The 23,934-nt window shown below is 38.5% G+C and carries 24 protein-coding genes; 10 read left to right on the plus strand and 14 right to left on the minus strand.

Annotation, left to right across the window (positions count from 1 at the left end):
- Nucleotides 1-70 precede the first annotated feature (70 nt).
- Nucleotides 71-295 (minus strand): helix-turn-helix transcriptional regulator, encoded by a 225-nt coding sequence (locus AAC073_RS12710; protein ID WP_339924213.1) that lies wholly within the window; start codon nucleotides 293-295, stop codon nucleotides 71-73.
- A gap of 180 nt (nucleotides 296-475) precedes the next feature.
- On the opposite strand from AAC073_RS12710, the gene AAC073_RS12715 reads away from it, so the two are divergent.
- Nucleotides 476-850: a hypothetical protein gene (locus AAC073_RS12715; protein ID WP_339924214.1), complete on the plus strand. Its 375-nt coding sequence runs from the start codon at nucleotides 476-478 to the stop codon at nucleotides 848-850.
- A 482-nt stretch (nucleotides 851-1,332) separates the two neighbouring features.
- Here AAC073_RS12715 and radC (AAC073_RS12720) read toward each other — a convergent pair whose 3' ends face one another.
- Nucleotides 1,333-1,986 carry a DNA repair protein RadC gene (radC, locus tag AAC073_RS12720; RefSeq protein WP_339924215.1) on the minus strand — a complete coding sequence of 218 codons (654 nt, stop codon included), beginning with the start codon at nucleotides 1,984-1,986 and terminating at the stop codon, nucleotides 1,333-1,335.
- A gap of 433 nt (nucleotides 1,987-2,419) precedes the next feature.
- Between radC (AAC073_RS12720) and AAC073_RS12725 the strand changes: the two genes are divergently transcribed.
- Nucleotides 2,420-3,622 carry a pYEATS domain-containing protein gene (locus AAC073_RS12725; protein WP_339924216.1) on the plus strand — a complete coding sequence of 401 codons (1,203 nt, stop codon included), beginning with the start codon at nucleotides 2,420-2,422 and terminating at the stop codon, nucleotides 3,620-3,622.
- A 288-nt stretch (nucleotides 3,623-3,910) separates the two neighbouring features.
- On the opposite strand, the gene radC (AAC073_RS12730) is transcribed toward AAC073_RS12725, so the two are convergent.
- Nucleotides 3,911-4,564: a DNA repair protein RadC gene (gene radC, locus AAC073_RS12730; RefSeq protein ID WP_339924217.1), complete on the minus strand. Its 654-nt coding sequence runs from the start codon at nucleotides 4,562-4,564 to the stop codon at nucleotides 3,911-3,913.
- Between the two features lie 308 nt (nucleotides 4,565-4,872).
- The gene (locus tag AAC073_RS12735) at nucleotides 4,873-5,562 is read right to left on the minus strand and encodes a hypothetical protein (RefSeq protein ID WP_339924218.1); all 690 of its coding nucleotides are present in this window, start codon (nucleotides 5,560-5,562) and stop codon (nucleotides 4,873-4,875) included.
- A 787-nt stretch (nucleotides 5,563-6,349) separates the two neighbouring features.
- On the opposite strand from AAC073_RS12735, the gene AAC073_RS12740 reads away from it, so the two are divergent.
- Both AAC073_RS12740 and AAC073_RS12745 read left to right on the plus strand, forming a co-directional pair.
- The gene (locus AAC073_RS12740; protein ID WP_339924219.1) at nucleotides 6,350-8,197 is read left to right on the plus strand and encodes a sensor histidine kinase; all 1,848 of its coding nucleotides are present in this window, start codon (nucleotides 6,350-6,352) and stop codon (nucleotides 8,195-8,197) included.
- Nucleotides 8,198-8,281: 84 nt separating this feature from the next.
- Complete coding sequence (locus tag AAC073_RS12745) at nucleotides 8,282-8,920, plus strand: response regulator transcription factor (protein ID WP_339924220.1); 639 nt, start codon at nucleotides 8,282-8,284, stop codon at nucleotides 8,918-8,920.
- A gap of 52 nt (nucleotides 8,921-8,972) precedes the next feature.
- On the opposite strand, the gene AAC073_RS12750 is transcribed toward AAC073_RS12745, so the two are convergent.
- On the minus strand, nucleotides 8,973-9,863 hold the full coding sequence (locus tag AAC073_RS12750) for an IS1595 family transposase (RefSeq protein ID WP_339924221.1): 891 nt from the start codon (nucleotides 9,861-9,863) through the stop codon (nucleotides 8,973-8,975).
- Between the two features lie 179 nt (nucleotides 9,864-10,042).
- On the opposite strand from AAC073_RS12750, the gene AAC073_RS12755 reads away from it, so the two are divergent.
- The 6 genes from AAC073_RS12755 to AAC073_RS12780 all read left to right on the plus strand — a co-directional run bounded on the left by AAC073_RS12755 (nucleotide 10,043) and on the right by AAC073_RS12780 (nucleotide 16,566).
- Nucleotides 10,043-10,768, plus strand: a complete 726-nt coding sequence (locus AAC073_RS12755; RefSeq protein WP_339924222.1) for a hypothetical protein — start codon at nucleotides 10,043-10,045, stop codon at nucleotides 10,766-10,768.
- A gap of 225 nt (nucleotides 10,769-10,993) precedes the next feature.
- On the plus strand, nucleotides 10,994-11,575 hold the full coding sequence (locus AAC073_RS12760) for an ATP-binding protein (RefSeq protein WP_339924223.1): 582 nt from the start codon (nucleotides 10,994-10,996) through the stop codon (nucleotides 11,573-11,575).
- A 188-nt stretch (nucleotides 11,576-11,763) separates the two neighbouring features.
- Nucleotides 11,764-12,156: a response regulator gene (locus AAC073_RS12765; protein WP_339924224.1), complete on the plus strand. Its 393-nt coding sequence runs from the start codon at nucleotides 11,764-11,766 to the stop codon at nucleotides 12,154-12,156.
- Between the two features lie 599 nt (nucleotides 12,157-12,755).
- Nucleotides 12,756-13,694: an SLATT domain-containing protein gene (locus AAC073_RS12770; protein ID WP_339924225.1), complete on the plus strand. Its 939-nt coding sequence runs from the start codon at nucleotides 12,756-12,758 to the stop codon at nucleotides 13,692-13,694.
- 1,253 nt (nucleotides 13,695-14,947) lie between these two features.
- Nucleotides 14,948-15,409 carry a hypothetical protein gene (locus AAC073_RS12775; protein WP_339924226.1) on the plus strand — a complete coding sequence of 154 codons (462 nt, stop codon included), beginning with the start codon at nucleotides 14,948-14,950 and terminating at the stop codon, nucleotides 15,407-15,409.
- Between the two features lie 323 nt (nucleotides 15,410-15,732).
- The gene (locus tag AAC073_RS12780; protein WP_339924227.1) at nucleotides 15,733-16,566 is read left to right on the plus strand and encodes a hypothetical protein; all 834 of its coding nucleotides are present in this window, start codon (nucleotides 15,733-15,735) and stop codon (nucleotides 16,564-16,566) included.
- A gap of 79 nt (nucleotides 16,567-16,645) precedes the next feature.
- Here the strand turns inward: AAC073_RS12780 and AAC073_RS12785 are convergent, their stop codons facing one another.
- The 9 genes from AAC073_RS12785 to AAC073_RS12825 form a co-directional block, all read right to left on the minus strand.
- Nucleotides 16,646-17,473 carry a transposase gene (locus AAC073_RS12785; RefSeq protein ID WP_339924228.1) on the minus strand — a complete coding sequence of 276 codons (828 nt, stop codon included), beginning with the start codon at nucleotides 17,471-17,473 and terminating at the stop codon, nucleotides 16,646-16,648.
- 165 nt (nucleotides 17,474-17,638) lie between these two features.
- A complete protein-coding gene (locus AAC073_RS12790) occupies nucleotides 17,639-17,872 on the minus strand; it encodes a hypothetical protein (protein ID WP_339924346.1) in 234 nt (77 codons plus the stop codon).
- Entirely contained in the window at nucleotides 17,806-17,961 is a 156-nt protein-coding gene (locus tag AAC073_RS12795) for a hypothetical protein (RefSeq protein ID WP_339924229.1), read from the minus strand. The genes AAC073_RS12790 and AAC073_RS12795 overlap by 67 nt, the downstream gene beginning before the upstream one ends.
- A 375-nt stretch (nucleotides 17,962-18,336) precedes the next feature.
- Nucleotides 18,337-18,828, minus strand: a complete 492-nt coding sequence (locus tag AAC073_RS12800) for a hypothetical protein (protein ID WP_339924230.1) — start codon at nucleotides 18,826-18,828, stop codon at nucleotides 18,337-18,339.
- 107 nt (nucleotides 18,829-18,935) lie between these two features.
- On the minus strand, nucleotides 18,936-19,586 hold the full coding sequence (locus AAC073_RS12805; RefSeq protein ID WP_339924231.1) for a hypothetical protein: 651 nt from the start codon (nucleotides 19,584-19,586) through the stop codon (nucleotides 18,936-18,938).
- On the minus strand, nucleotides 19,561-20,475 hold the full coding sequence (locus AAC073_RS12810; protein ID WP_339924232.1) for a DUF4099 domain-containing protein: 915 nt from the start codon (nucleotides 20,473-20,475) through the stop codon (nucleotides 19,561-19,563). The genes AAC073_RS12805 and AAC073_RS12810 overlap by 26 nt, the downstream gene beginning before the upstream one ends.
- Nucleotides 20,472-21,497, minus strand: a complete 1,026-nt coding sequence (locus AAC073_RS12815; RefSeq protein WP_339924233.1) for a zincin-like metallopeptidase domain-containing protein — start codon at nucleotides 21,495-21,497, stop codon at nucleotides 20,472-20,474. Before AAC073_RS12815 ends, AAC073_RS12810 begins: the two co-directional genes overlap by 4 nt.
- Nucleotides 21,487-21,642 (minus strand): hypothetical protein, encoded by a 156-nt coding sequence (locus AAC073_RS12820; RefSeq protein WP_339924234.1) that lies wholly within the window; start codon nucleotides 21,640-21,642, stop codon nucleotides 21,487-21,489. Before AAC073_RS12820 ends, AAC073_RS12815 begins: the two co-directional genes overlap by 11 nt.
- Nucleotides 21,643-21,697: 55 nt before the next feature.
- Nucleotides 21,698-23,680 carry a type IV secretion system DNA-binding domain-containing protein gene (locus AAC073_RS12825; protein ID WP_339924235.1) on the minus strand — a complete coding sequence of 661 codons (1,983 nt, stop codon included), beginning with the start codon at nucleotides 23,678-23,680 and terminating at the stop codon, nucleotides 21,698-21,700.
- Nucleotides 23,681-23,934: the final 254 nt, after the last annotated feature.

A 23,934-nucleotide genomic window follows, 5' to 3' on the forward strand; every position in this document is an offset into this window, starting at 1 on the left:
ATTGTTTATTTTCACACCTCGAAAAACTAGTGTATTTTATTTGCTTAGAATCTCTCTTTAAATCTTATTTTTAATCCTTCTTCCCCTTCAACCCCAACCCCTCAAACAACTCCTTAAACATCTCCCCCGGATCCGTATTGATGGCCAAGGCAATAAGGTAAAGTTCGTCCGCCCGAAGCTTGGCAGAATCGTTGGAAGTCAGCTGGGTGAGGCGGGATTTGCTGATGCCTGTGCGCCTGGAAACTTCTGCTTTGTTTACTGTCCTTTTGGCCAAATACAAGCCCAATTCTGTCATGAAAGTATCGTTTTATAATACACTAATTTAGACAGTCGATACTTTTGTTGCTAAACTTTAAATAACTGTTTTGAAAATAGGTACTATTTCTATACTTTTGTTTAGAAAGTTGAAACAAATGTTTACAATATCAATATATGTTCCCCTCTAAGTCATTTAATTCGGTACTATTTGAGAGTTATGGAGAAAAAAGAATCATTTACCTGCCCCCATTGTGAACAAAAACTGCCTTTTCGGGTGATCCTAAAAGTAAAAAAGGACCATGTGTTTACATGTCCACTATGTAGGGAAGCCGTTGTACCACAAAAGACCAAATCCTTTACTTGGGGATATATTATCGGTCTTCTGTCATTTGCTCTACCCCAACAAATCGTTTTCTACCTTCATCAGGATAACGTTTTGGCATTCCTGATCGGGTTCTTACATGCAGTTACCGCATTTGGCCTGGTATCTCTTTACTTCTATTTCAACACAAAATTTTCGAAAGCCATTGCCAAAAGCTGTACTCCTATCCTATTGGTGATATTGAGTAAGTGGGTGATAGGTGTTTTTTGATATTTTATTAAGTGACACAATTTTCAAACTTCATTTAAGTATCTGAGAATTGCTTCCTTTGGTTTGGGCAAATTTGGCATCTTTCCATTCCTTTCCTTGTCACTTTTTTGCTGCAGTGCATGTCCCGAGCAGTGAAACGAATCGGGATCAAAAAAGTAACCAAAAAACCCCGCCGCTGTGCATATTTTGGCTAAATTCCTGGTGCCACCCGCACATAGGCAAACTCCTCGGGGTTTTTTAAATTACTTTACAAAAGATTCAAAATTTCATTCTAACCCCTCGTCAAACATGCCTCTGTCCTTCCCATCGCACTACCCGGAATTCTTAACGCCAAAACCTGCAATGCGGAAAATAAAAAATTCAAAGATCATTTTTTACCTTTTATTAAAGGTAGTTTAACTAGGAAGTGAGTGAAAAATTTCAAACAAAGTGAATGGAAATCCTTCTTATTAAACTCCCATTCACAATTTTACGGTAAAGACCTATAACAGGCCTTCATCCGCAAAACTCAGGTAAGTACCATCTGTAAAAATCAAATGATCCAGTATTGGCATTTCCAAACTGTTTCCAGCTTCGGTCAACCTTTTGGTTAATCTCTTGTCTGCTTCGGAAGGCCTAAGGTTTCCAGAAGGGTGGTTGTGTACCAGGATGATTCCTGAGGCCAGGTGGTCAAGTGCTTTTTTGAAAATTAGTTTGGGATCGGCCAGGGTAGCATTGGTACTTCCTGAGCTGATTTTATGGAGTTTGAGTACTTGATTGTTTCGGTTTAACAATACAATGTAAAAGTGTTCCACTACTTCGTCATAAAGGAAAGGTTTCATACAATTGTAAACATCCTGGGAACAATTGATCTTGATTTTTTTATCCGGCTGTTCAAACATCCTTCTTCTACCCAATTCAAATGAAGTTACCATAGCTGTGGCCTTAGCATATCCGATTCCTTCTATTTTCAACCATCTTTCCATGTCCCACTTGGCCAATTCCGATAGTTTATTATTTGCTAGGGCAAGAATCTTCCGAGCTTTGTCTACTTGAATATTCGCTATAGCAGCGATGATATGGAAGTCTGTCATGGCAGATTTCCCTTGGTTGTAAAGCATCTCTGTGGGTTCTGATAATAAATTAAAACGTTTCATAATGTGCTTACCGACTTTAAATCTCCTGGCGCTGGAGGGCTAAATGAATGATAAGCCCATGCCATGGGGAGTTTTTCACTAAGCACAAGGAGGAACGGAATAAAAAAATCTCTGTCGATCACCTCCTATTATGCCGTAGTTCCTTGGAACATTTCAGATAGTCAAACCGGATGCATGTGAAAAAATAGCCCATACCTTTGGTGAGTCATTGGTTTTGCCATTTTTTACCGATTTTCTAAAAAGTACTTTTACAGAAAGCTACTTTGCGTAGGGAATAAGAAAAAGAGCTATTGTAATCCGAATATTATTATTAAAAAATTCAAAATATCATCTTTTATTTTGTTTTCGGAATGTTTTATAGGGAAAAAGGTAAATGGATATTTGAAATTCAATTAGAAATGATATATTTAATCCGAAATTTTAATCGGTTTTTATGGGCGCAAAAGAAGGTTTGAATGGAAAGGATGATTTGGTTAGTGATAATCCTCAGAATTCCAGTGAAATTATTCCTTGGTGGATTTTGTATCTAATTTTAGGTCTTTCGATTTTTTTTCTATTTATATTTTATTTATCAACTTCCTCAATAAACTTAGTCGTCATTGAAGTTATTTTAGGTTTAAGTTCTTTTGTAGTGGGTATGCTATTGGGTTTTATTTTTGGTATACCTAAATCTTCTATATTCAATCAAAATGATCCTCCACCGATCTCTCCATATTCGAATCAAAGTGATGATTTATTAGAAAGTTCAAGCCTAAGATATCAGCCAAGCACAAACCTTGAGCAAATTTCAGATTGGTTAACTAAAATCATCATTGGTATTGGTCTAGTTGAATTTCGCGAAATTGTAGATTTGCTTTTGAGCATTGGTGAAATTGTAGATTCCAATATGAATCAGTCTGTATCCAATGTTGAGATTCTCACTATTAGTGTAATCTTGATTTTCTTAGTTTTAGGATTTATCTCAAGTTATCTATGGACAAGGATATATTATGGTGGAATTCAAATGAATGCCGATAAAGGGATAAATGATTCGCTATTGAGAATGACCAAGTCTATACAAAACCAGGACCAGAAGATTGCGAAACAAAAGAGCGAAGTTGAGGAATACCAAAAAATAACAGATTTATTAACAAAAGGGGATTTCGTTAAATCACGCAATTTTACATCAAAAAATGAAATAACTGTAAGGGGTGCTGTGGAAATTGAAAATGATGAGAAGGAATGGCCTGCTGAACTTCGTGAGAAGGTAGAAAAAATAAGGTTGATGGAATCAAAATGGGAAAGTGACCCAGGTTTTGACCTTTTTCCAGAAGCTACACCGGAAATTAATGGTAGAAGGTTAGTCCTAAAAACCATTTCACGTCCTAAAGACGACTCAAGTTCTGGTTTAATCATTTCCGCACAGGTTATTAATGTTACAGGCGGTAATCCATTAAGTGGGTTAATTACTTTTGTATTTCATCCAACCTATATAGATCGTGTCGTAAAAGTTCCTGTAAAAAACAAAAAGGCTGAATTGGGATTTTATTCAGTAGGTTCCTTTACCCTCGTTGCCATTGCTGACATGGGAAAAACTATACTTTCATTCAATCTGGCTAATTTACCAGATGCGCCTGATTGGTTTAAAAATCAATAATAATCATTTTGGAACAATTTTTTCCAAGACCTACTATGCCTTAAATAAATGCCTTTTGGATAGAAAAGTTAGAAAATAGCTATAATTAATACATTCAAAAATGAATTGACCACTCTACAGGCCAATCTAAGTTTATGAACCTGTTCGTTACTTACCACAAAAAATTTAAGAAAGAACGTGCGGGTCATTTTGATAAAAACTTGGACTCGGAAACGAAATTTGTCTATTTGAACTCTCTCGAATAATATTAGATAAAGGCAGGTCCTTTTCCTTTATTAAAAAAAAGACCTATAACAGGCCTTCATCCGCAAAACTAAGGTAAGAACCATCTGTAAAAATCAAATGATCCAGTACTGGCATTTCCAGATTTTTTCCAACTTCGGTCATCCTATTGGTTAGCCTTTTGTCTGCTTCGGAAGGTTTAAGGTTTCCGGAAGGATGATTGTGTACAAGGATGATTCCTGCGGCCAGATGGTCGAGTGCTTTTTTGAAAATTAGTTTGGGATCGGCCAGGGTAGCGTTGGTACTTCCTGAGCTGATTTTATGAAGTTTGAGTACTTGATTGTTTCGGTTTAGCAATACGATGTAAAAGTGTTCAACCACTTCGTCATAAAGGAAGGGTTTCATACAATTGTAAACATCCTGGGAACAATTGATCTTAATTTTTTTATCTGGTTGTTCATACATCCTTCTTCTACCCAATTCAAATGAAGTTACCATAGCCGTGGCCTTTGCATATCCTATCCCTTCTATTTTCAGCCATCTTTCCATGTCCCATTTGGCCAATTCAGATAGTTTATTGTTTGCCAGGGCAAGGATCTCCCGAGCTTTGTCTACATGAATATTCGCTATAGCAGCGATGATATGGTAGTCTGTCATGGCAGATTTCCCCTGATTATAAAGCATTTCTGTGGGTTCTGATAATAGATTAAAACGTTTCATAATGAGCTTACCGACTTTAAATCTCCTGGCGCTGGAGGGCTAAATGAATGATAAGCCCATTCCATGGGGAGTTTTTCACTATGCACAAGGAGGAACGGAATAATGCATCTCGGTAATACAGCTCCTATTATGCCGTAGTTCCTTGGAACATCTCAGACAGTCAAACCGGATGCATGTGAAAAAATAGCCCATAATTTTGGTGAGTCATTGATTCGCCAAGTTTTATGTATTATATTAATCTAAGGGTAGGATTAGATTTGAGACAAAAGGTACTGGTTGGGATTTAAAACGGACAAAAAACTCCCCTTTCATGAACGAAGGGATTGTGTGTAGTTTATTATTGTTTCTTTAATTAAATTTAGTTTTTCTTTATTCACTCCATATTCTACTTCATAGTCAAATTCTTTTCCACTAGTTATATCATTTTTTAATTCATCCAAATATTCATCGCCTTCAAAATTTATTACCACTTTAAGGGAGGCAATGATATTCTCTTTAGTAAAGTCTGTTGAATTCATATCCATCATTGCAATAAAGTGTTCAAGAGTATCCCCAACTTCGAATGAACTTTCTTCTCGATTTGATTCATTTAAATCAATCTTAAATGTTGGTACTTTTTGTCCAATTAAGTTCAAAATACAATCTAAAACTAACTCGGATTCAGAGGCTTTGGTTGTAATATAGGCATTTTGTTCATCAGAAAAAGGTAATCCAAATTTGCAATTAATATTTTCAAAAACTGCCTTTGCTACCAAAGCATTTTTCTTAATCCCCTTACCATTAAATGATGATGAAAACACCTTTTTTCTCTCAACTATTCTTTCAACATCTGGACAGAATATTATACTAATTGATTTCAATCCATCTTCAATTTGATGAAGTTCAATTTCAATAGAGGTTCTATTTTCACTATCCCACCAGTCCAAAGCATTTGAGGCATATTCATAAACAGCATCCTCAGCGCAGTCTATTCCAAATTTTAATAATAATTCTTTCATATCCATTTTCAAATAATAATTATAAGCGAGTGATTGCTATTCAAATTACACGCAATGCTAGGAAATATACAACTTCCATTTCAGATCTCTAAGGGTAAGGTCATTCGTTTTCTATTATTGTAGCCTCTCCATTTACGATTATGTCTTGTGTAGTATTGGGCTTTTGTTTCTTTTGCAACATCACCCACACAGATCTGACTTATACGAAGTTTCTGTTCCTAGGAACCAATATTTGCCGCCAGCTTCTTTCAGATTCGCAGTCACCCACGAGGTGGTTTCTGATAATAGATTAAAACGTTTCATAATGTACTTACTGTAGGCGTTGGAGGATAAATGAATGATGCGCGGGGGAAGTTTTCACTAAGCACAAGGAGGAACGGAATAAAGCATCCCAGTCACTCAGGTCCTATTATGCCGTAGTTCCTTAGAACATTTCAGATAATCAAACCGGATGCATGTGAAGAAATAGCCCATACCCTTGGTGAGTCATTGATTCGCTACATCTCCTAAAAACAAATTTTCTGTTGTATTTTAAATTATACAGATTGTCAACAACCTTAATAGAAGTAATTAATTTATCTACACTATAAAAATTATACCATTAATATATTTAACAAACATAAAAATGTGGAAAAATATAATTAAATTGTAGTTGGTATAATTTTTTATTTTAACTGTAATTTTTATTAAAACCAATCGGACGTTTTTTAAATTCGTGCCCCAGATTTTGCTCATTGTAGGGCTTCTAGGTATTGGTTGCTGGTGGGTGTTAAACCAGCGAAGGGGAATGAACAGCATTACCATTAAATCTCCTGTGATGGTAAAACAAATTTTTCAATTTTATAATGCCAACGCTCTATATACCCTTCACGATATCCTTACGTTACCCAAAGAGGAATGGAAAGAAGTTTCTGCTATCAACTTCGACAATAACAGCGGTTCTGGATGGGTTTATATAAAGGTAAAAAGTAAAACAACCCAACCCTTACTTATGGAGTTGCAGACTCCATTAATTGATAATTTAAAAATATGGCTAATTGACGATGCCGGTAAGATTCATGAGTTTCCGGCCACTGGATTCTCTCATTTGGCTAAAGTAAATTATAATCCGCTGAAGCACCTCTATTTTCTGACTGCGCTTCCTATAAAGAATAATCAAAACTTTGATGTGATTATCCAAGGGAATAATTTTGCAGGTTATCCTATGGAATATTTTGTAAAATTTTGGAATCAGCCAGAATTTATCCATTATTCAAACGAATCCATTTGGAGGTGGGCGATTTTTACTGGAATGATTTTAACAGTTCTTTTTGTCTCCCTGGCTGCCTATTTTATCCAACAAAAGCGCATCTATTTTTATTTTGCAGCCTATATTACTTGCTTTTCGTTATATGCTTTACTAATAGATGGATGGGGAATATACCTTGCACCATCGTTGTACAAGTATTACAACCCCATACAAAACCCACATCTTCTTAATCTGGGCATTTGTTTTTTCTTATTGTTTAGTCGAAAATTTCTGGTCATTCCCAGCCAATCGATGAAATGGTGGATTCGGATCAGCCCCTGGTGGTTTTTCGCTGGCCTTGGCGGTTGTGTTATGCTAACCAATTACGGCTACAGCAATTCCTATAACATTCTTTACAGTACTGGTTATTGGTTCGGAATACTCTTGATAATAGTTATCAGCGTTCTTTGGGCTAGTTATTTAGGAGACGCATTAAAGCGAAAATTCCAACCTGTCTGGCTTTTGTTGGTTTCTGAGGCATTAGTAATTGCGTTTTTCGTCGCCAATATTAACTCGGTCAATTTAAATGAAGCATATCTCCCTATTCCAGATATCCTACTTATAAGGATAGCACTTACAGCCCAAGTTCTGCTTATTGCGATTGGATGGATCTTTCATCAAAAGGAAATAAGGGACACTCAGGATAAACAAACCTTGCTGTATTTAGAGCAGCAAAAAGCTTTTTGGGATGCCGAGCGTGAATTGCAAGAATTAAAAATTTCCTCGTTACGTATAAGCAACGAACTCCATGGACAACGAGAACATCTTGCTAGAGACCTGCATGATGGCATAGGTTCTCAACTTACCCATATTATTTCAAGGTTAGACATCCTTTCTATAATAGCAGACAATTCACAGCAAAAACAACTTCAACAGTTACGTGATTTCACTAGGGATACCAACCAATATCTTCGGGAAACCATATGGATTTTAAATAAGAAAGAAGTTACTTGTTCCCAATTCGCATTGAGGCTGCATGGTTTTCTACAGAACCTATGGGAAGATGAGAAATATCCCCAGTTAAAATGGCACTGTTCAAATCCATCTGAAAATATCATCCTTTCACCAGAAGTAGCCGTGCACCTGATGCGACTAACTCAGGAAGCAATTGCGAATATAATTAAACATGCTCAGGCCGATGAAATAGTAGTTGAATTGAGAATTAATCCACCTCAACTAAAACTGATGATTAAAGACAATGGCATCGGTTTCGATTCAGAGAAATCCTCATATGGATTCGGACTTGAGAATATGCGCCAGAGGGCTGCAGAAATGGGGGGCGGTATGGATTTAAAATCCGGAAATTCAGGAACAGAAATACAGGTTATCATACCTGTAACCACTTAATAATTACGCCATTTGACGTATTGACAGCTATTATCTTATACTTTATATTTGATAATATCAATTTATCTCTACCCCTTCAAAAAAATGATAAAGATCGGACTCGTTGAAGACAATGCCCAGCTTGGCCAGGATATCCGGGACAAGTTGGCAATGGGAGAAGGTCTGACTTTATTATGGGAAGAGCGCAATGGAATACTAGCCTTGAACGCATTGGATAGAGAACCCTTACCTGATGTGGTGTTAATGGATGTATCGATGCCGGAAATGGATGGGATAGAAGCTACAAGATTAGCCAAACAAAAATATCCTGATTTGAAGATTCTGATGCTGACGGTAATGGATGATGAAAAGAAGCTCTTTGAAGCCCTAAGGGTTGGCGCGTCTGGCTATTTGCTCAAAGAGGTAAAACCGCATCTACTGATTAATGCGATTGACGATGTATTGGAAGGCGGCCTTCCCCTTTCTCCTTCATTGGCAAGCATGGCATTGAATTATTTAAAAGGGAAACCGAAAACCCAAGAAAGTTTATCTCCTGGAATGGAAAAATTAAGTAAAAGGGAGCAGGAGGTGTTGCAATGGCTTAAGAAAGGGATGTCGGTGCGGCAGATTGGAGAACAGTTATTTATTTCTGATAAGACGGTTAGGAAGCATTTAGAACATATATATGAAAAGTTGCAGGTTCATTCGGGGAAGGAGGCGATTGTTAAGGAAATGGGGAGGTAATAAAGTTCCCTTTGGTATTCTATAGTCAAAATAATATTATTGAATTAGGCACTTAGTAAATAAATACTTTATAAGGATATGGCGGCTTTGCCACCATTCTTTGGACTAAATTCTCGAAGATGTCTTCGCCCATTTTGTGGCGGTTGAACCTATAAGTGTACTCGTTAATGTATGGTTGCAAGTTCACAACAGAATGATGTGTGCCCCTTAGCCAGGCTTTGAACATCATGATCACGCGGTGCATCTGCTTAAAGTTCTCCCCTTTCTTCCCGGATTTTTCACGGGTCATTTTTGGGAAATGTGTCTCCATGCCTTTATAACCACTCCAATAGTCGGTTTTGACCTCTGCATTACTGCTGATGTGATCCCTCATAAAACCTCCCAGGTTAACCTTAGAAGCGGTTTCTACTACTCTACCATACCATCGCGCAACTCCTTTCGCACCCCTCTCTATGCCCACAACCATGATTTTCTTTTTGCCCTCGTTCCTTCCCAATGCTTTGTCGTCTTGTCCGCCGACATAGGTCTCGTCCACTTCAACCTTACCAACCATGGGGAAATTTTGACTACTTTCCATTGCCTTCATGACCTTCTGTTTGAAAAGCCAGCAGGTTTTTTGGCGCAGTTCAAGCTTTCGGCTCAATTCGCAGCTGCTGATTCCGTTTTTACTGGTGGAAACATCATAAACAATGTAAAAGGCTTTTAGAATGGGAAACTTTATCTGATGGAAAAGGGTACCCGCTGTGGGGGATTCAAGTCTGCGACATTTTGTGCATTGTCTGTCGAACTCTTTAATGCCTTTACAATAATGGGTATGCCCGCATTTTTTACAAATAAAGCCGTTCTTCCACTTCATCTCTGCCAAATATTTGTAACATTCTCTGTCAGTGGGGTACATCTTTTGAAATTCAAATATGGAGAGACCCTTATACCTTTTTTCCATAATATCCTTGTTTAAAGTAAATATACGGGTATTTTTGATATTTATGAAACGCCTAATTCAATAATATTAATAGAAATACATGAAATTAACTGTTAAGGGATAAATTTAAGAAAAAATTTAAATTAATATAACACAAGAAATATCATAAATTAGTAGATTAACTAAAAATTAAAATGTAGATGGAAGAAGAAAATTTTGAAAAAACTAAATATTGGGTAGAGCTTGCAAAATGGTTTATTGTAAGTGTTGCCTTTGTTTTAGTTTCTATGATTATTGATTGGAAATTTAAAAGCAGAGATAAAAGCTTAGATGAGGTAAAGTTTTATTCAGATAAATATTTAACTGAATTAATTATCTTAAATGATAATGTAGGTCCTCGATATAAGCTAGCACAATTTTTCAAATGTGTAACTGTAGATAATGATCAAAGGGAAGGATGGGTGAGATATTTCGAAGAAGTAAAAATTGATTTTGATAATCTAAATAAAAAAGACTCTCTATATAAAATTGACCAAATAAAAATTCTTGAAAATGATAGTTCACAATGGGATGAGAAACAAAAATTACAGTTTAAGCTTCTTCAAAATAGAATTAACAAAGTTGACATTGCTTTAAATTCCGAATTAAAATTACCCAATCAATCTCCTTCTAAATTTTATATTATAATTAGTGGTGACAATACATTAGAAGAGGCTGAATATGAAAGAATTAAATTTAATAATTATGAAACTAAGATTATTTTAAGAAATGGTGCCTACCGAACTGTAATAGAATTTGATAGTATTGAAAGTGCCAATAAAAGTCTAAATAACATTAAATCAATGAAATCTGACGCATATTTAGTAGATGCTACAAAATGGTGTCCTAACCTGTTACCACAAGAAAACCATTTTGTATGTAATTGAAAAATAACGATCGATTGAATTCAACGGAATTTTAAATTAAATGAATTATTTTTCAACCTGAAGTTAACTAGCGAAGGGAAGGCGCTTATGAAATCTTTCAACCTTCTGTTTTACCCAAATAGCAGTCTGCAAATGCAAAGCGGAGACTCTTTTTACAGTTCCCAACCTTACGGATATAAAATGAGTCTACGGAAAGCGGGAACATTTTGCCAGTGACCTTCAAGATTGCATTGGTTCACAGGTTTCCTTTTTTATTTCCAGGTTGGACATGTTGTCGTTTCCGGAATCGGCTATAAAGAACCAACTTCTCCGGCTAAAGGATTTTACCTGGGAAACCAAACAAAATCTTCGGGGAAAAATCTGGATCTTAGACCAGGAAGAAGTAACCTATTCAGAATTTGCTTTGCGAATACTCAGAGTTTACTTAATCTGGGGGAGGACCAAGGATATCCCAAGCCTAACTTGACCTTTACTAAGGTAACCGACAATCCGATTCTTTCCCCAAAGGATACTATTCACCTCTTTCGAATAACACAGGAGGCAATTGCCAACATCATCAAACATGGCGAAGCCTCCGAGGTAAATACAAATCTGGAATTTAACCCAACAAAAGTTATTCTGACTATTCGGGATAACGGAAAAGGTTTTAATCTGCATCATGCATCGAATGAATTCATGTTGGAAAATATGCGCAAACGTGCCGTTGAAATGGGAGGCGATTTGAATTTGGAGTCAGGTAATTGCGGAACCAACATGGAAGTAAGCATTTCTTTAGTGGCATTAAAATTACGCCATTTGACGTATTGACAGTTGTTATTACACAACCTATCTTTGATTTAAACATTTTATTTCTTCCCAATCAATAATGATAAAAACCGGACTCGTTGAGGATAATCCCCAGCCTGGACAGGATACCCGGGATAAGTTGGAAATGGGGGAAGGAGTGACTGTAATTTGGTACTTAAGCACTGGAGGAATGTGAGTTGCCGGATTTGGTGTTAATAGGTGTTTCCATGCCCGAGAAGGACGGTATTGAGGTAATGATGCTGGCAAAGGAAAAACATCCAGGTCTTAAAATTCTGATGCTAATCGTGATAGATGATGAGAAAAAACCATTTGAAGCTTTAAAGGCAGGAGCATCCGGCTACCTACTTAAAGAAATAAAATCTCATTTCCTGACCAATGCCATTGACGATGTGCTGGAAGGTGGACTGCCGCTTTCACCATTACTGGCAGGCATGGCTTTAAAGTATTTGAAAGGTGAATCAAAAATTCAGGATGTTTTCTCCCGGAACGAAAAAATTAAGCAAAAAGGAACAAGAAGTACTCCAATGGCTAAAAAAGGGAATGTCCGTGCGGCAGATTGTCGATTATTTGTGTATATCTGATAAAGCCGTTAGGAAACATTTAGAGTATATTTATGTGAAGTTGCAGGTGCATTCGGGGAAGGAGGCGATTGTGAAGGGGAATGGAAAGGAGATACTTTGAAAAATCGCCTTTATTTATGAATGTTTTAACCTATAAATACGAATGCACTCCACAAGAATCTAAATCAGATTCATTCAGCGGCACGTTTGCAAAATAAGCAACGGCATTGAATAACAGAAATACTTGGGAAATTATAATTTTTTCCCTGGTTATCAAAAAATTAAGGAAACGGCAGGTGACGGTAATGAGTTCAAGTTAGCCAGTAGTTACCTTCCATTAAAGAGATACAGTAAAGCTTTGTTCTTCGTATCAAGGTTTTGTTTTATATGTAGCGGAAGAATGACTTAAGGGTGGCAAAACTGTAATTCCTTGTCGCATTAGAGCAGTGCCTGCCCTCCTATTGGAAGGCAAGAAAAGGCGGAGCCAAACTACTTAAAATGCTTTCAAGCGTAACCCTTTTTGCTTCCCTACCTTTTCTGTCTTTCATAAAGGTAGGACGAAGGTATCCCTGTTAGCCAAAATAATATGTTATAAGTAATATTAATGATGCAATTAAAGGATGAAAAAAACAAAACCTAATAAAAATATAAGTTCGGATTCTAACGAAGAGAATGAAAATCTTAATAAAATAGAATTCGAAAATCTAAAATGGACAACTGACGAAGAGAGAGAAGCCTCTATTAACAAATTATACAGATTTGCAGAACAGAAGGCTGAAGAAGCGAAGAGTTGGTATTTGGAGAGTAAGGATTCAAAATCAAAGTGGTCTAGAAGTCTCCGTTTTACTGCAATAATATTAGCAACGTTGGGTGGGATTGCCCCTGTCCTCTTATCTATAGGCGCTCTAAGTATTGACACAAGCGAGACAAAACAATGGGTTAATAGTTTCGCAGCTATAATCGGACAACTTGGTTATCTTTTTCTTGCATTAGCAGCAAGCTGCATTGCCACTGATAAATTTTTTGGCTTTTCAAGTGGTTGGATGCGCTATATGAAGACTGCACAAATTTTGATGAAACAACTTTCGGAATTCCGATTAGATTGGACTATGATGATTGCTAACTTAGGCGGAAAATCACCTACAAATGAACAAACTCAATTGATAATCCAAAAACTAAAGGAATTTATTTCAGCTGTAGACTCTCAGGTTGAACAGGAAACATTAGCGTGGATATCAGAATTTCAGACGAGTTTATCGGATATCGAACGTACTGTTAAAAGTCAACAAGAGGCAACAAAGCATGGGGCAATTGATGTTACAGTCACTAATGGAATGGAAACAGAAAAGGGATTTACTGTCACATTAGATGGAATGAATGTATCTACAATTAAAGGGACTAAACATCAAATTGGATACGTGTCACCTGGTCCACACAAAATTTTGATAAGGGGAATAATTAAAGGAGAAGAGCTTGAAGCGTCTGAAATTGTTAATGTTCCCGCAGGAGAAATTGCCAAGGTAACAATTGCACTTCCTGTGAAAGAAGCTCAGCCATAATACGAATGGGAGGCTTCACGATTGGATAATAGCGAAATCTTTGGACGATAAATAATTGTTATTTCTATCAACCAACCCATTTCATTTACGGCTAAGAAAGTAAAAGCCGGGACAAACTCCCTGGGTCTGAAAAACTGGAATTTGAAGGAACTGTAAAAACCTATGCGATTTTTGTGGAAAGTCAATTCATTACTACTCTCAACAATCAAAGAAAAAATTATGATTTAACTTTTGATTGAGATCCGGTAAAAATTTAGCCAAGATAGGTAGGTAATGTTAAAATTAAGGTCGAAAGTTTAGTCCGATTAGACCCAAGGTCCAGGATTGCCCAATTGTGATTAAGAAAAGACAGACAGAACACGAAACTTTCTTTTTAAGACGCAGAGAGCCGACGGCAGGAAATAGAACTTAAAACCTTTCGAATGGAGTATGAGCTTTGGGGGCAGAGTAAACTTTTGCCCCATGAACTTCATGACGGAATTGGTTCCCAGCTTACCCATATAATTTCTACGTTGGACATCCTGTGGTTTCCGGAATCAGCTCCATAGAACCAACTTCTCCGGTTAAGGGATTTTACCCGGGACACCAACCAAAACCTTCGGGAAACACTATGGATTTTAAATTGGGAAGAAATTACCTGTTCAGAATTTTCCCTACAACTGCACAGTTTTCTGCTAAATCTATGGGAAGACTAGGATTATCCCAAATTGACTATCCCAATTTACATGGAATTGTTCCAACCTATCTGAAACGGCTATCCTCTTTAGTCAGTGGCGGCCATGCACCTGTTGCGGTTAACCCAGGACGCCATTGCCAATGTAGTCAAGCATGCATAAGCAAAGGAGATACATATTGAACTGGGAATAAATCCACCCAAGCTTAGCTTGACAATAAAGGACGATGTATCGGGATTCGATCTGGAGCGGTCTTGTGGTGGTTTTGGACTGGAATATATGCGAAGGAGAGCTGTCGAAATGGGGGGCGATGGATTTAAAATCCGGAAATTTTGGAACACAGATACAGGTTATTATTCCCGTATCTACTTAAAAATACGCCATTTGCCGTATTGATAACTGTTTTCAAGAACAATATATTTGTTTATTCAATTTAAACTTTTCTGCCCTGAATGATATAGGTCGGACTCGTCGAAGACAATGCCCAGCTTGGCCAGGATATCCGGGACAAGTTGGCAATGGGGGAGGGTTTGACTTTGCTATGGGAAGAACGGAATGGAATACTAGCCTTTGAACTCATTGGATAGAGAACCCTTACCTGATGTGGTGGCAATGGATGTATCGATGCCCGAAATGGATGGCAAGCAAAAGTTAATTAACTTCTATATCACACTAAATAACTATATGGCTACAATATCTTTTACTGATTCAAAACTTTTGAACGCACAAGGTGCGGTCTCTGTTACACTTCGAATCACCATCGGCTATATGCAGGCCGGTGGATCCTACGTCTATCTAAGGCAACCAAATCAAAGTGCAACAGATATATTGCCATCCCCCAATGGTGATTACCTTCTTAGTGTGACAACTGGAACCATTATCGTATGTACGACAACCGTTCAAGATATTAATTTGGCGACAAATAAAACTTCTGTTATTCATGATTTTGTTCCAGGATTTCCGAGCCAGTTCATATTCGATCAGAACGTGAATAACCATAGCGATAAAGTTGTTTATTCTATCACCTATTTTGTGTCGTAAATATGAGGCAAATATATATCACTCTTTATATCTTTCTTATCGCTGCAAACGCAATGGCTCAGGATGAGAAAAGAACGGTCCCGTCGATAGATAATATCCGAACACCTAATTCACCAGCATTTACAGTGCTCGGTGTTCAGCCTACCAGTATAGAAAGACCGAGTACCCCTGCAGATCTCACATTGGCACTAGATAATGCGACTGAGGGCTTCACAAGTTTTCCGAAAAATTTCGCGATTGAAGTATCGCCTTATTGGATGGGCAAAGCAGCACGGTCAACTACGTGGAGGGAAGATGTGGATCGCAGTCTGGAAGAGTCATTAATGAGGACACTATCTTTGTCTTTTGCCACGACAAGTAAAACTATTGATGAAAAAGAGATGCGGGGCCTTTCCTATGGAGTTAGATGCTTTTTATTTTCTGGGAAAATGGCTAAAAAGTCAGTCGAGTCTATTGAAAGCATTGAGAAAGACCTTTCAAATTATTCGAAAGCATTTCAACAAGCAAATGCCGAAGAACTCCGTCAACTGGAGAACGTCATGCAGAGTGAAATGATTGAAGCTTTAGAGGACGAAACTAAGCAACAGAAGATCCTCGCGGAGTATAATAGACGGAGAAGCGAATTGAACCAAGAAAATGTGCGTCGAATTAATGAATTGGAAGCGACAGTAGACGAGGATGCAGTGCAGCAATTTGCGCCCCAGCGGGAGGGATTTATGCTGGAGTTAGCCTATGCCGGTGCTCATCAAAATTCCGAAACGGACAATGATCTGCAAAAGCGCGCGCAGGCTTTTTGGGTGACACCATCCTTTACAATGAACAATGTCACATTACTTGGGGTTTTCAGGACACAAAAGGATTCTCTTGATCAAAGATCTCAGGAGTACGGGTTACGATTGTTATATGGAGAGAGCAGATTTACGGTTTCCATCGAATACCTAAATGGTAAATACATGGAAGAAGAAAATGTGGCTGGAATTAAATTGGAAAATCGAGAACGACTTTCCGTTCTGGTTGAATATGCCGTTGATGAACATATATCGATGTATCTCGCTTTTGGAGAAGACAATCAAAATATCAGTACTGGCGGCTCCATTTTTAGTAATTTAGGGATTCGCTACAACATTTTTAAGAAGGAGGGTCGTTTTAAATTATAAGGGTGTTTTCAATTGTAAAATATCTATTAATAAATTGTATATGTAGGGCCTGCTGAAAAACTCAAGTAACCCAACTTTCTCAAACCAGTCCAGATTGTAACCTGGGCTGGTTTTTTGGTATTAGGTATTCCAGAATGAGTTCAAAACTTGCAATAAGTGTGTTTTTAGACACCCCCCATGCTGAAAAACTTAGCCATAGGTGTGCCTCCCCGGCCAATTTGACCAGGTTTAGCACTAATATTATGGAGGCGATCCACGACTGACTGGTGGTTTTTAGTCTGGCTCTGATTCTGTTCATTCCGTAAGCATTCTTCGCCTGCCCAAGCTTGTTTTCAATCGGGTTCCTCTCTCCTGGTCTTACGTGTTTCTCCACTGCCTGCGCAATGGGCCTGCCCAATGGTTTGGCTGCGAGTTTTATCCCTTTTTCTTTCAGCCACTTTCTGTTTTCCCGGCTACAATATAGTTTGTCTGCCAGAACCTTTGCAGGGTAAAAGCCGAACCTTTTCCGGTAATTTTCCACATAATCCTTACGGTGAGTTCCTTCGTTGAAAGCGTCCCAGGATACCGTGTCCAAAAAGGAATACCCTTCTATTAAACTCAGGTGGATCCTGGCTCCAAATTCGGTCTTTGCCCTGGACTTTCCCCTTACGATAGGACGTACGTGGGCTTCGTGGATACTTACAATCCTGTCGGCTACTTGATGGCTTCTGCTTTCAAACATCCTGAGCTGTTGATGGTAAAGCGTCTGGATGATCCAGTACTTCAGCTGAAGCTTATGCTCAAGGGAGAAAATCTCAAAGCCGTTTAGCTGTTTTTCAATCGTTTTAAAGTTCCTTCTAAGATATTGAAACTGTGATTTTACCCGTTTACGGATTGTCTTATTTGATGGGTTTTTATTTTGGGCCAACTTCAGGTAGGCTTTTCGGGCATTTTGCCGGTAGGTTCTTGGTTTCTTTCCCTCCTTTTTCCTCTGGTGAAGCCCATCTATGATCTCTTCTGTGATCTCACGGGCTTTGCTCAGCAGATGGTGATCGGTAGGATAAGCGATATCCTGGGTACAGACTGTCGCATCTTAGATGACATTGCCTCTGTTTTCAGGATCTCCGTCGGCAGGGTCATCATCGCTATTTTTCTTTCTGGTATTCTTTTCCTCTTTTTTGGCTGGCCTTTCCATAGAAAACTCGTGGATCATTTCATTCATATCCCCAAGGAATTGATGACCTAGCCCCTTTCTGATATCTACAAACAAAGAAGGATCAAAGGGTGGCTCTTTGATATAGGAACTGTAGCCAAGAAAATACTGCATAACTTGTCCCGCAATGCGGGATATATGTTTTCGGTAATTTGGAAAACTGTCTCACGGTCGTCAAGATTGAGAATATTTTTAATGATCACAGTACCGATCAGTACATGTGGATTAAGGCCGGGTCGTCCACTTGATTTTGGCGGATTACTTTTATTGAATATTCCAACAAGGTGATCCTAAGTTAACTGCGCAGTAAGAAAAACCCACTGGTTTTTCGGATAGAGGTGTTTATAAAAAGGAGTCTCAAACCCGGAAAAAGAAAGCTTATTTGGACTTAAATACTTGCTGCGTGGTTCGCACCTATTGGAGTTCTTTTTCATAATACCTTGCACTTGAACAACGTAAAAATCAGAAAAGATCTCCTAAATACTCATAATTTTAGCGATTTTATAATTTATCAGAAGACCATGCCTATTCTAAATAAGTAGGTAATTCAACGTAATTCTATCCATTTATTATTCGCTTTAAAACCTCACCACCTCACTCAAAGTCTCCGAGACCTCCCCTACCGGCCTAGCAACATATTGATAGGTCTGAACTTCGGCATTGTCTCCAAAAACCCTGATAGTAGCACTTAAATCCTCAAAGTCTTCATCAGGAATATCTCCGGTGTGGACTACGTTAAAAATAAAGCCAAAGGTATGAACGGGCTCTTCTGATTCCACGATAAGTTCGGAAAAGGTGGCAGAGGTGGAAAGGTTAAAGGTATTGGCTTGATCAATGACTTGGGTCCATTCCAGGTCTCCAGGCTGAATGATGGTTGCACTGACAAAACCGCTTTGGCCTTGGTAGAGGGAGTGGACGCCGAAATTAATGAGGTACTGTTCCACACTTCCTTCAAAAGCAATTTCTATTCGGGCTGTTTTTTCAATTAAGGGTGCCTCATCAGGCTCATTGTTGCAAGAGATTGCTAAAAAAATGAAGGCATAAAAAATGAGGGTCTTTAATCTTCGCATAACAGTAGGTTAATTTGGTTATTCTTATTCAAAACATTAAAAGGATGTTTATTGCATATTTAAAATTTTAACGGTATTTAAATTAAAATAATATTGTATTTGAATATTTAAAAATAATAAAACATATAAAAATTATCAATATTTTTATCAAAAGGTTTACAAGTACTTACCGTTTGTCTCTGCCCTATCTGCCTGCAATGATTTCTTAATGAAAACTCCCCTACTGGCATACAAAATTCCTTCCCTTTAAAGGATGCAACTACCCTATTGTCTTCAATCTTAAAAAGGCAATCCTCCCCTTTCAACCAATGTTGAACCTTACAGTCCCTAACCCGACCTAATAGGGAATGACCAAATACAGTATAAATTTTTACTCCTTTTGGGAAATGTTCAACTCCTTTTAGAAGTAGTCTTTTATCCATTTTAGCTCCTATGGCCAGAAATGCAGAATAGGCGAAATTCAAACACCCCATTTTTCTTTGTACCAGGTAAATCAAAGGCATAAATGCATCAGATATATACAGTGCCCTGATGTTTTCAGGCTCAGCTGGTGAGAAATAAAGGACTCCCCTGGAGGACAATTTATGATTAAGCACAGCAATAACTTCATGATCCACTACATCTCCATGTTCGTTAAGGTAATCTGCAATCAACCTGCCTTTTTCATCTTCCCGCAAAACTTCCGAAAACAGCTGCTGTACTTCCCTACTCACCCCAAGGCTTTCCAAAAGCTCAAATTTTTCTCTGTCGGTGTTCATCGTCTTCTGATTTCATATTAGGATTCCTACCTTCTTCTGTATCTATGGAGTTAAAGCGTTTTACTTCATCACCACTCCTATTTTGATATTTAGCGGGTTGGGTTCCAACTTTTGACATTTCCTCTCGGACATTGTTCCTATCCCTCAAGGCATCCTTATCATTAGGGTTAATAGCAATTCTTCTCTCAATTTGCTTCTGTACCTTTTGTAGTGCATCCTGATAACCTTTTGAATAGGATTGTTCCTCACCACTTTTCCGACCTAACATCCTCCCTATTCCGGTAAACAATAAATAGGATAAGCCTCCATCCAATAGGACAGACAATACCAAGCCATTCCGGTTGGAGCGTATGCCTTTTCGATCGGTTGTGGAGAACTGAAACTGAGTACCATCGGGCAATTCTACCATTTCCCCTTCCTTGTATTTCCTTTTTTGCTCTGCTGTCAATTTTTTGTTATTAACAGCTTCAGGTGCCTTCACCGCCCTGGGGTCATAGCTCATAAACTGCTTGGTACCTTTATCATATGCAATGATTTCCGTCCTAACATTTCCGTTTTTGTCTACATAGTTTTTACGAATATTGGCAATCTCTGCCTTGATAAGTCGCTCTTTCTCCTCTGTAGAGAGTTGTGGGTGGGAATTGGGGGACTTGTACACCGGATCTATTCTTAAAGAAGGATGGCCATCATCTCCTCTTACTATGGAGAGCCTGGCCGGAAGGTTATCTATTTGTATATCTTTTCCTTTCAGGTTTTTAAGGGCTACTACATCCGTCATTTTACCTTCCTGCAAGGCTTTTACCTGTTCTTTAGGAATGGTAAATTTTCCATCTTTATAAATCCCAAATATTTTCAGGTCTTTCATAGGTAATGTTTTTTCCTTGATCATCTTCCAAATTTTAAAGTGGTTTCCAATTCTTGTTTTTGTACTTTAACTTCCGGCTGGTGGGACAATTCTGATACCGGCTCAGTATCCGATGCGGAGCTTTTCGAAGCAATCTGCTTCAATTCTTTTTTTCTATCGAAGGTCATTAGGTAATCCATGATCTTTTGTGAATCTGAAGCTGCCTGATGGATTTCAAAGGGTTTCTCGGTAAGGATTTTAATCCAGCTGTCCACATAGGCCAGGTGTTGTCTAGGATCATGACCAATCTGCAGCTCGGATCCCAACATCATACTGGCGATTTCAGCTCTTAGTTCCTCTCTTGCGTATTCCTGTGTACCAAAGCTGTTCATAATACTACGATCCAACCGGTCCTTGTGCCCTGTCCAATGACCCAACTCATGTAGAAGGGTGGCATAATACCTGTCGGAAGACTTGAACTGTGTCTTTTCGGGCATTCTGATATTATCCCCCAGGGGTGAGTAATAGGCTCTATTTCCATGGACATGTGCAATGCTGGCACCGGTGTTTTTTACCAGGCTTTCTACCCTGTTTAGTTTTTCCCATTGGCTGATCTCTTGGCTTTTTGCTATCGGTGGTACCCCCTTGATCTGTTCGGCGTTAAAAACCCAGGCTTTGGTGACCATGGGAGGATTTAATGTACTACGTACTTTGACAGGCTTCCCGTTTTCATCCAATACCTGTTTGCCCTTCTCATCTTTTTTCGGATAAAACTGGTGGGTTTTGACAAAGTTGATGGCCATTCCTTTTGCGCCCTTTTGTACCTGCCAACCCTGTGACTGTGCTTGCTTGAATGTAGCCCATCTGGGATCTTCAAAGGGAGAAAAAAGTTGAAGGTATAAAGCGTTTAAACCTCTATAGGCTTTATCGGTGACTGCATTTTGCGGCTTATCAAATGCTGCTGTCGATTTTTCCCAAGGTAGTTGCCAGGGAGCCGTTCCTTCTTTCAGTTGGGCAATGATTTTCTCTGCTACAGCTTCGTGCATTTTTTGGATTTCAGCTGCCATTCTCGAGAGGATTAAAGGGTTCAACATGGTCTTCCGGGGGAAGTTCATCCTGTGCATCAACCTGATACATTCGGGCCTCCTCAGTTGTCAATTCAACTTGCTTTTCTGTCTCAAGGCGGTCCAGTTTTCTCATTAAAGACTGCATTGTTTTTCCTTCTTTTAAATTCACGAAATATGTGTTTTTTTAAAGTTTAATTTACTTAAGCAGATGCGGTATAGTAATCAATGATGTTCTCTACTTCTTCCCTGATCCGCATAAAATTCCGGGTCAGCACTTGTTCTTTTTTTCCTTTAAAGTCATAGCATTTCGGAATGGGTCGGTAATTTCTTTCCTCGTGTTTTATTTCCTGAGGATCAAGATTAACCCTGCAGTGAATATTGGAGGTTTTATAGCTGCCATTGAATTTACTAGCATCAGCCGCCAATAGCCCCACCAGCTCTCCTGTCTGCATACCGGCAATTTTTCCTGCTGGAATCAGGGGATCGTATTTTTCACTCAATGAAATGGAAGTTTTGGTACGGTCAATAGAAACACTTTCTCCCAGTTGTTTTCGTTTTCCAAACATCCGTTCAAGCCATTCTAATGTTTCCTTGTTCCGCACTGACCCGCTCAACACATTGCCGATTACGGCTGTCATGGTTGTGGCAGTATCCTTGCCCTGAAGTTGCTTGAGCTGAGGAAGTTCTTGCAAACCCAATAACACGGCTACCTTATTGCTTCTGGCGGTAGAAATCAAATTCTCCACCCGATGGATATAAAGGGTTGGTGCTTCATCTGCCACAATGGCTACTGGTAAATTGCCTTTGGTATTGATTAGCCGTGTCAGTCGGTTTACTATCACCGAATAACAGGTGGAATTGATGTTTTGAGTGGATGGGCTGTTGGCGAGCACCAATATGGCCGGAGATTTGGGATCTGAAATTTTCAGGTCGAAATCATCTCCGGAAAACACCCAAGCTGTTTCTTTAGTATTCAATCTTGATATAAAGATTTTCAAGGTACCCACTTGACCTTCCAACTGCTCAAAGGCTCTTTTTTCCAGGGCACTTCGAAAAGGACTCAGCAGGGATTCCAGCTCCGGCAATGTCGATAAACAGGTAAATATTTCTTCATAAGTCCTATTTAAAAAAGCAAGGAGGTGTGCAAAAGTGGAGTATTTACCTTCCTGATGCCTTGAAACAAAATAAATGGCTGAGGCCAAGAAATTGACAGCAGATTGGGTGAAAAACTTATCCGAACCGCCGGATGATTCCGTTTTCTGTAGAGATTCCACAATGGCTTCTGCAGTCTCTGAAGCATCTGCCAAGGTTTGAAGGTATTCACGTTTAAGAGGATTGATCCGCTTAGAATACTCTACCTGATCCATATTCACTACTAAAAATCTATGATTTTGGATTTTCCCTTGCTGCTTGGCCAATAAATAATGATGGTAAGCAATCTGTCCCAAATCCGGAAATTTAAAGTCATAAAGACACATGGTATAGCCTTTGGCTATCATTTGTCGGATGAAAGGATTTACCACACTGTATGACTTACCACTTCCCGGGGTTCCTATCAGCAGGGTACCTCTGAAAGGATTGACAATATTGATCCAACCATTCCGAATCCGCTTTTTATAATAAAACTGCATGGGTATATTGACCGAGTAGGGCGTATTAAGTTTCTCCTTCTCCTGCATAAAAGACTCTCCTTCAATGTTCCATTCATCTTTTCCAAGTCCACTCTTGATCAGTTTGGAAACATTGTCTAAGGAGGTATGGATCAATACCGTTCCCAGAAGGGATGAAAAGCCAAAGGCTAGATCAGGCCAGCTGGTATAAGGTAAGATAATAGAACTGGTTTCCAGGGAATAGAAATACAGTGAGCCAATGAAAAAGCCAAACCCTAAAATCAAAGGAAATACAATTTGCTTTTTGGGGTTTAGGTGCAATTCCTTTTTTGAAAGAGTGCCAATGGCTGCCAAAAAGAGGACCAATAATATGGCCAATTTACTGTAAAGAAGATTTTGATAAATAGGTAAATTCATCAACTTGTCTATAATGGGCACAAGCTGGATGCCTATTCCTTCCTCCAACAGCAACTTATGGCTATAGATAAAGAGAAATATTTCAAGGAAAACCATGCTGTAGACCATAAACTGGATCAATCCATGGAGCTTTTCCAATTGTCTTTTCTGTTCCATTTATTTCAGGTTTTTTGATAACATTAACTAGCATCACAATGGCCCGTTGCTCCTTTTTTAATAGGCGAAATCTGATTTCAGTTGCCAATTTCATTCACTATTATAAATCCCAAAACCGTATTAAGGGAGCTAAAATGCACCTAGCTTATCTAAAGTAAATTAAGGAATTGAAGGGCATGCAGTTCTTCCCTGGCTAGTGTTGCCCCATTTGGTCAAACCTCTAATAGATACTAATTACAGCGTGAGAGGAATTC

The organism is uncultured Cyclobacterium sp. (assembly GCF_963977555.1).
Taxonomy (GTDB): Bacteria; Bacteroidota; Bacteroidia; order Cytophagales; family Cyclobacteriaceae; genus Cyclobacterium.

Coding starts and splice junctions, on each gene's coding strand:
- AAC073_RS12710 (WP_339924213.1), bottom strand. CDS start 295: ATGACAGAATTGGGCTTGTATTTGGCCAAAAGGACAGTAAACAAAGCA.
- AAC073_RS12715 (WP_339924214.1), top strand. CDS start 476: ATGGAGAAAAAAGAATCATTTACCTGCCCCCATTGTGAACAAAAACTG.
- radC (WP_339924215.1), bottom strand. CDS start 1,986: ATGAAACGTTTTAATTTATTATCAGAACCCACAGAGATGCTTTACAAC.
- AAC073_RS12725 (WP_339924216.1), top strand. CDS start 2,420: ATGGGCGCAAAAGAAGGTTTGAATGGAAAGGATGATTTGGTTAGTGAT.
- radC (WP_339924217.1), bottom strand. CDS start 4,564: ATGAAACGTTTTAATCTATTATCAGAACCCACAGAAATGCTTTATAAT.
- AAC073_RS12735 (WP_339924218.1), bottom strand. CDS start 5,562: ATGAAAGAATTATTATTAAAATTTGGAATAGACTGCGCTGAGGATGCT.
- AAC073_RS12740 (WP_339924219.1), top strand. CDS start 6,350: ATGAACAGCATTACCATTAAATCTCCTGTGATGGTAAAACAAATTTTT.
- AAC073_RS12745 (WP_339924220.1), top strand. CDS start 8,282: ATGATAAAGATCGGACTCGTTGAAGACAATGCCCAGCTTGGCCAGGAT.
- AAC073_RS12750 (WP_339924221.1), bottom strand. CDS start 9,863: ATGGAAAAAAGGTATAAGGGTCTCTCCATATTTGAATTTCAAAAGATG.
- AAC073_RS12755 (WP_339924222.1), top strand. CDS start 10,043: ATGGAAGAAGAAAATTTTGAAAAAACTAAATATTGGGTAGAGCTTGCA.
- AAC073_RS12770 (WP_339924225.1), top strand. CDS start 12,756: ATGAAAAAAACAAAACCTAATAAAAATATAAGTTCGGATTCTAACGAA.
- AAC073_RS12780 (WP_339924227.1), top strand. CDS start 15,733: ATGAGGACACTATCTTTGTCTTTTGCCACGACAAGTAAAACTATTGAT.
- AAC073_RS12790 (WP_339924346.1), bottom strand. CDS start 17,872: ATGCAGTATTTTCTTGGCTACAGTTCCTATATCAAAGAGCCACCCTTT.
- AAC073_RS12800 (WP_339924230.1), bottom strand. CDS start 18,828: ATGCGAAGATTAAAGACCCTCATTTTTTATGCCTTCATTTTTTTAGCA.
- AAC073_RS12805 (WP_339924231.1), bottom strand. CDS start 19,586: ATGAACACCGACAGAGAAAAATTTGAGCTTTTGGAAAGCCTTGGGGTG.
- AAC073_RS12810 (WP_339924232.1), bottom strand. CDS start 20,475: ATGATCAAGGAAAAAACATTACCTATGAAAGACCTGAAAATATTTGGG.
- AAC073_RS12815 (WP_339924233.1), bottom strand. CDS start 21,497: ATGGCAGCTGAAATCCAAAAAATGCACGAAGCTGTAGCAGAGAAAATC.
- AAC073_RS12820 (WP_339924234.1), bottom strand. CDS start 21,642: ATGCAGTCTTTAATGAGAAAACTGGACCGCCTTGAGACAGAAAAGCAA.
- AAC073_RS12825 (WP_339924235.1), bottom strand. CDS start 23,680: ATGGAACAGAAAAGACAATTGGAAAAGCTCCATGGATTGATCCAGTTT.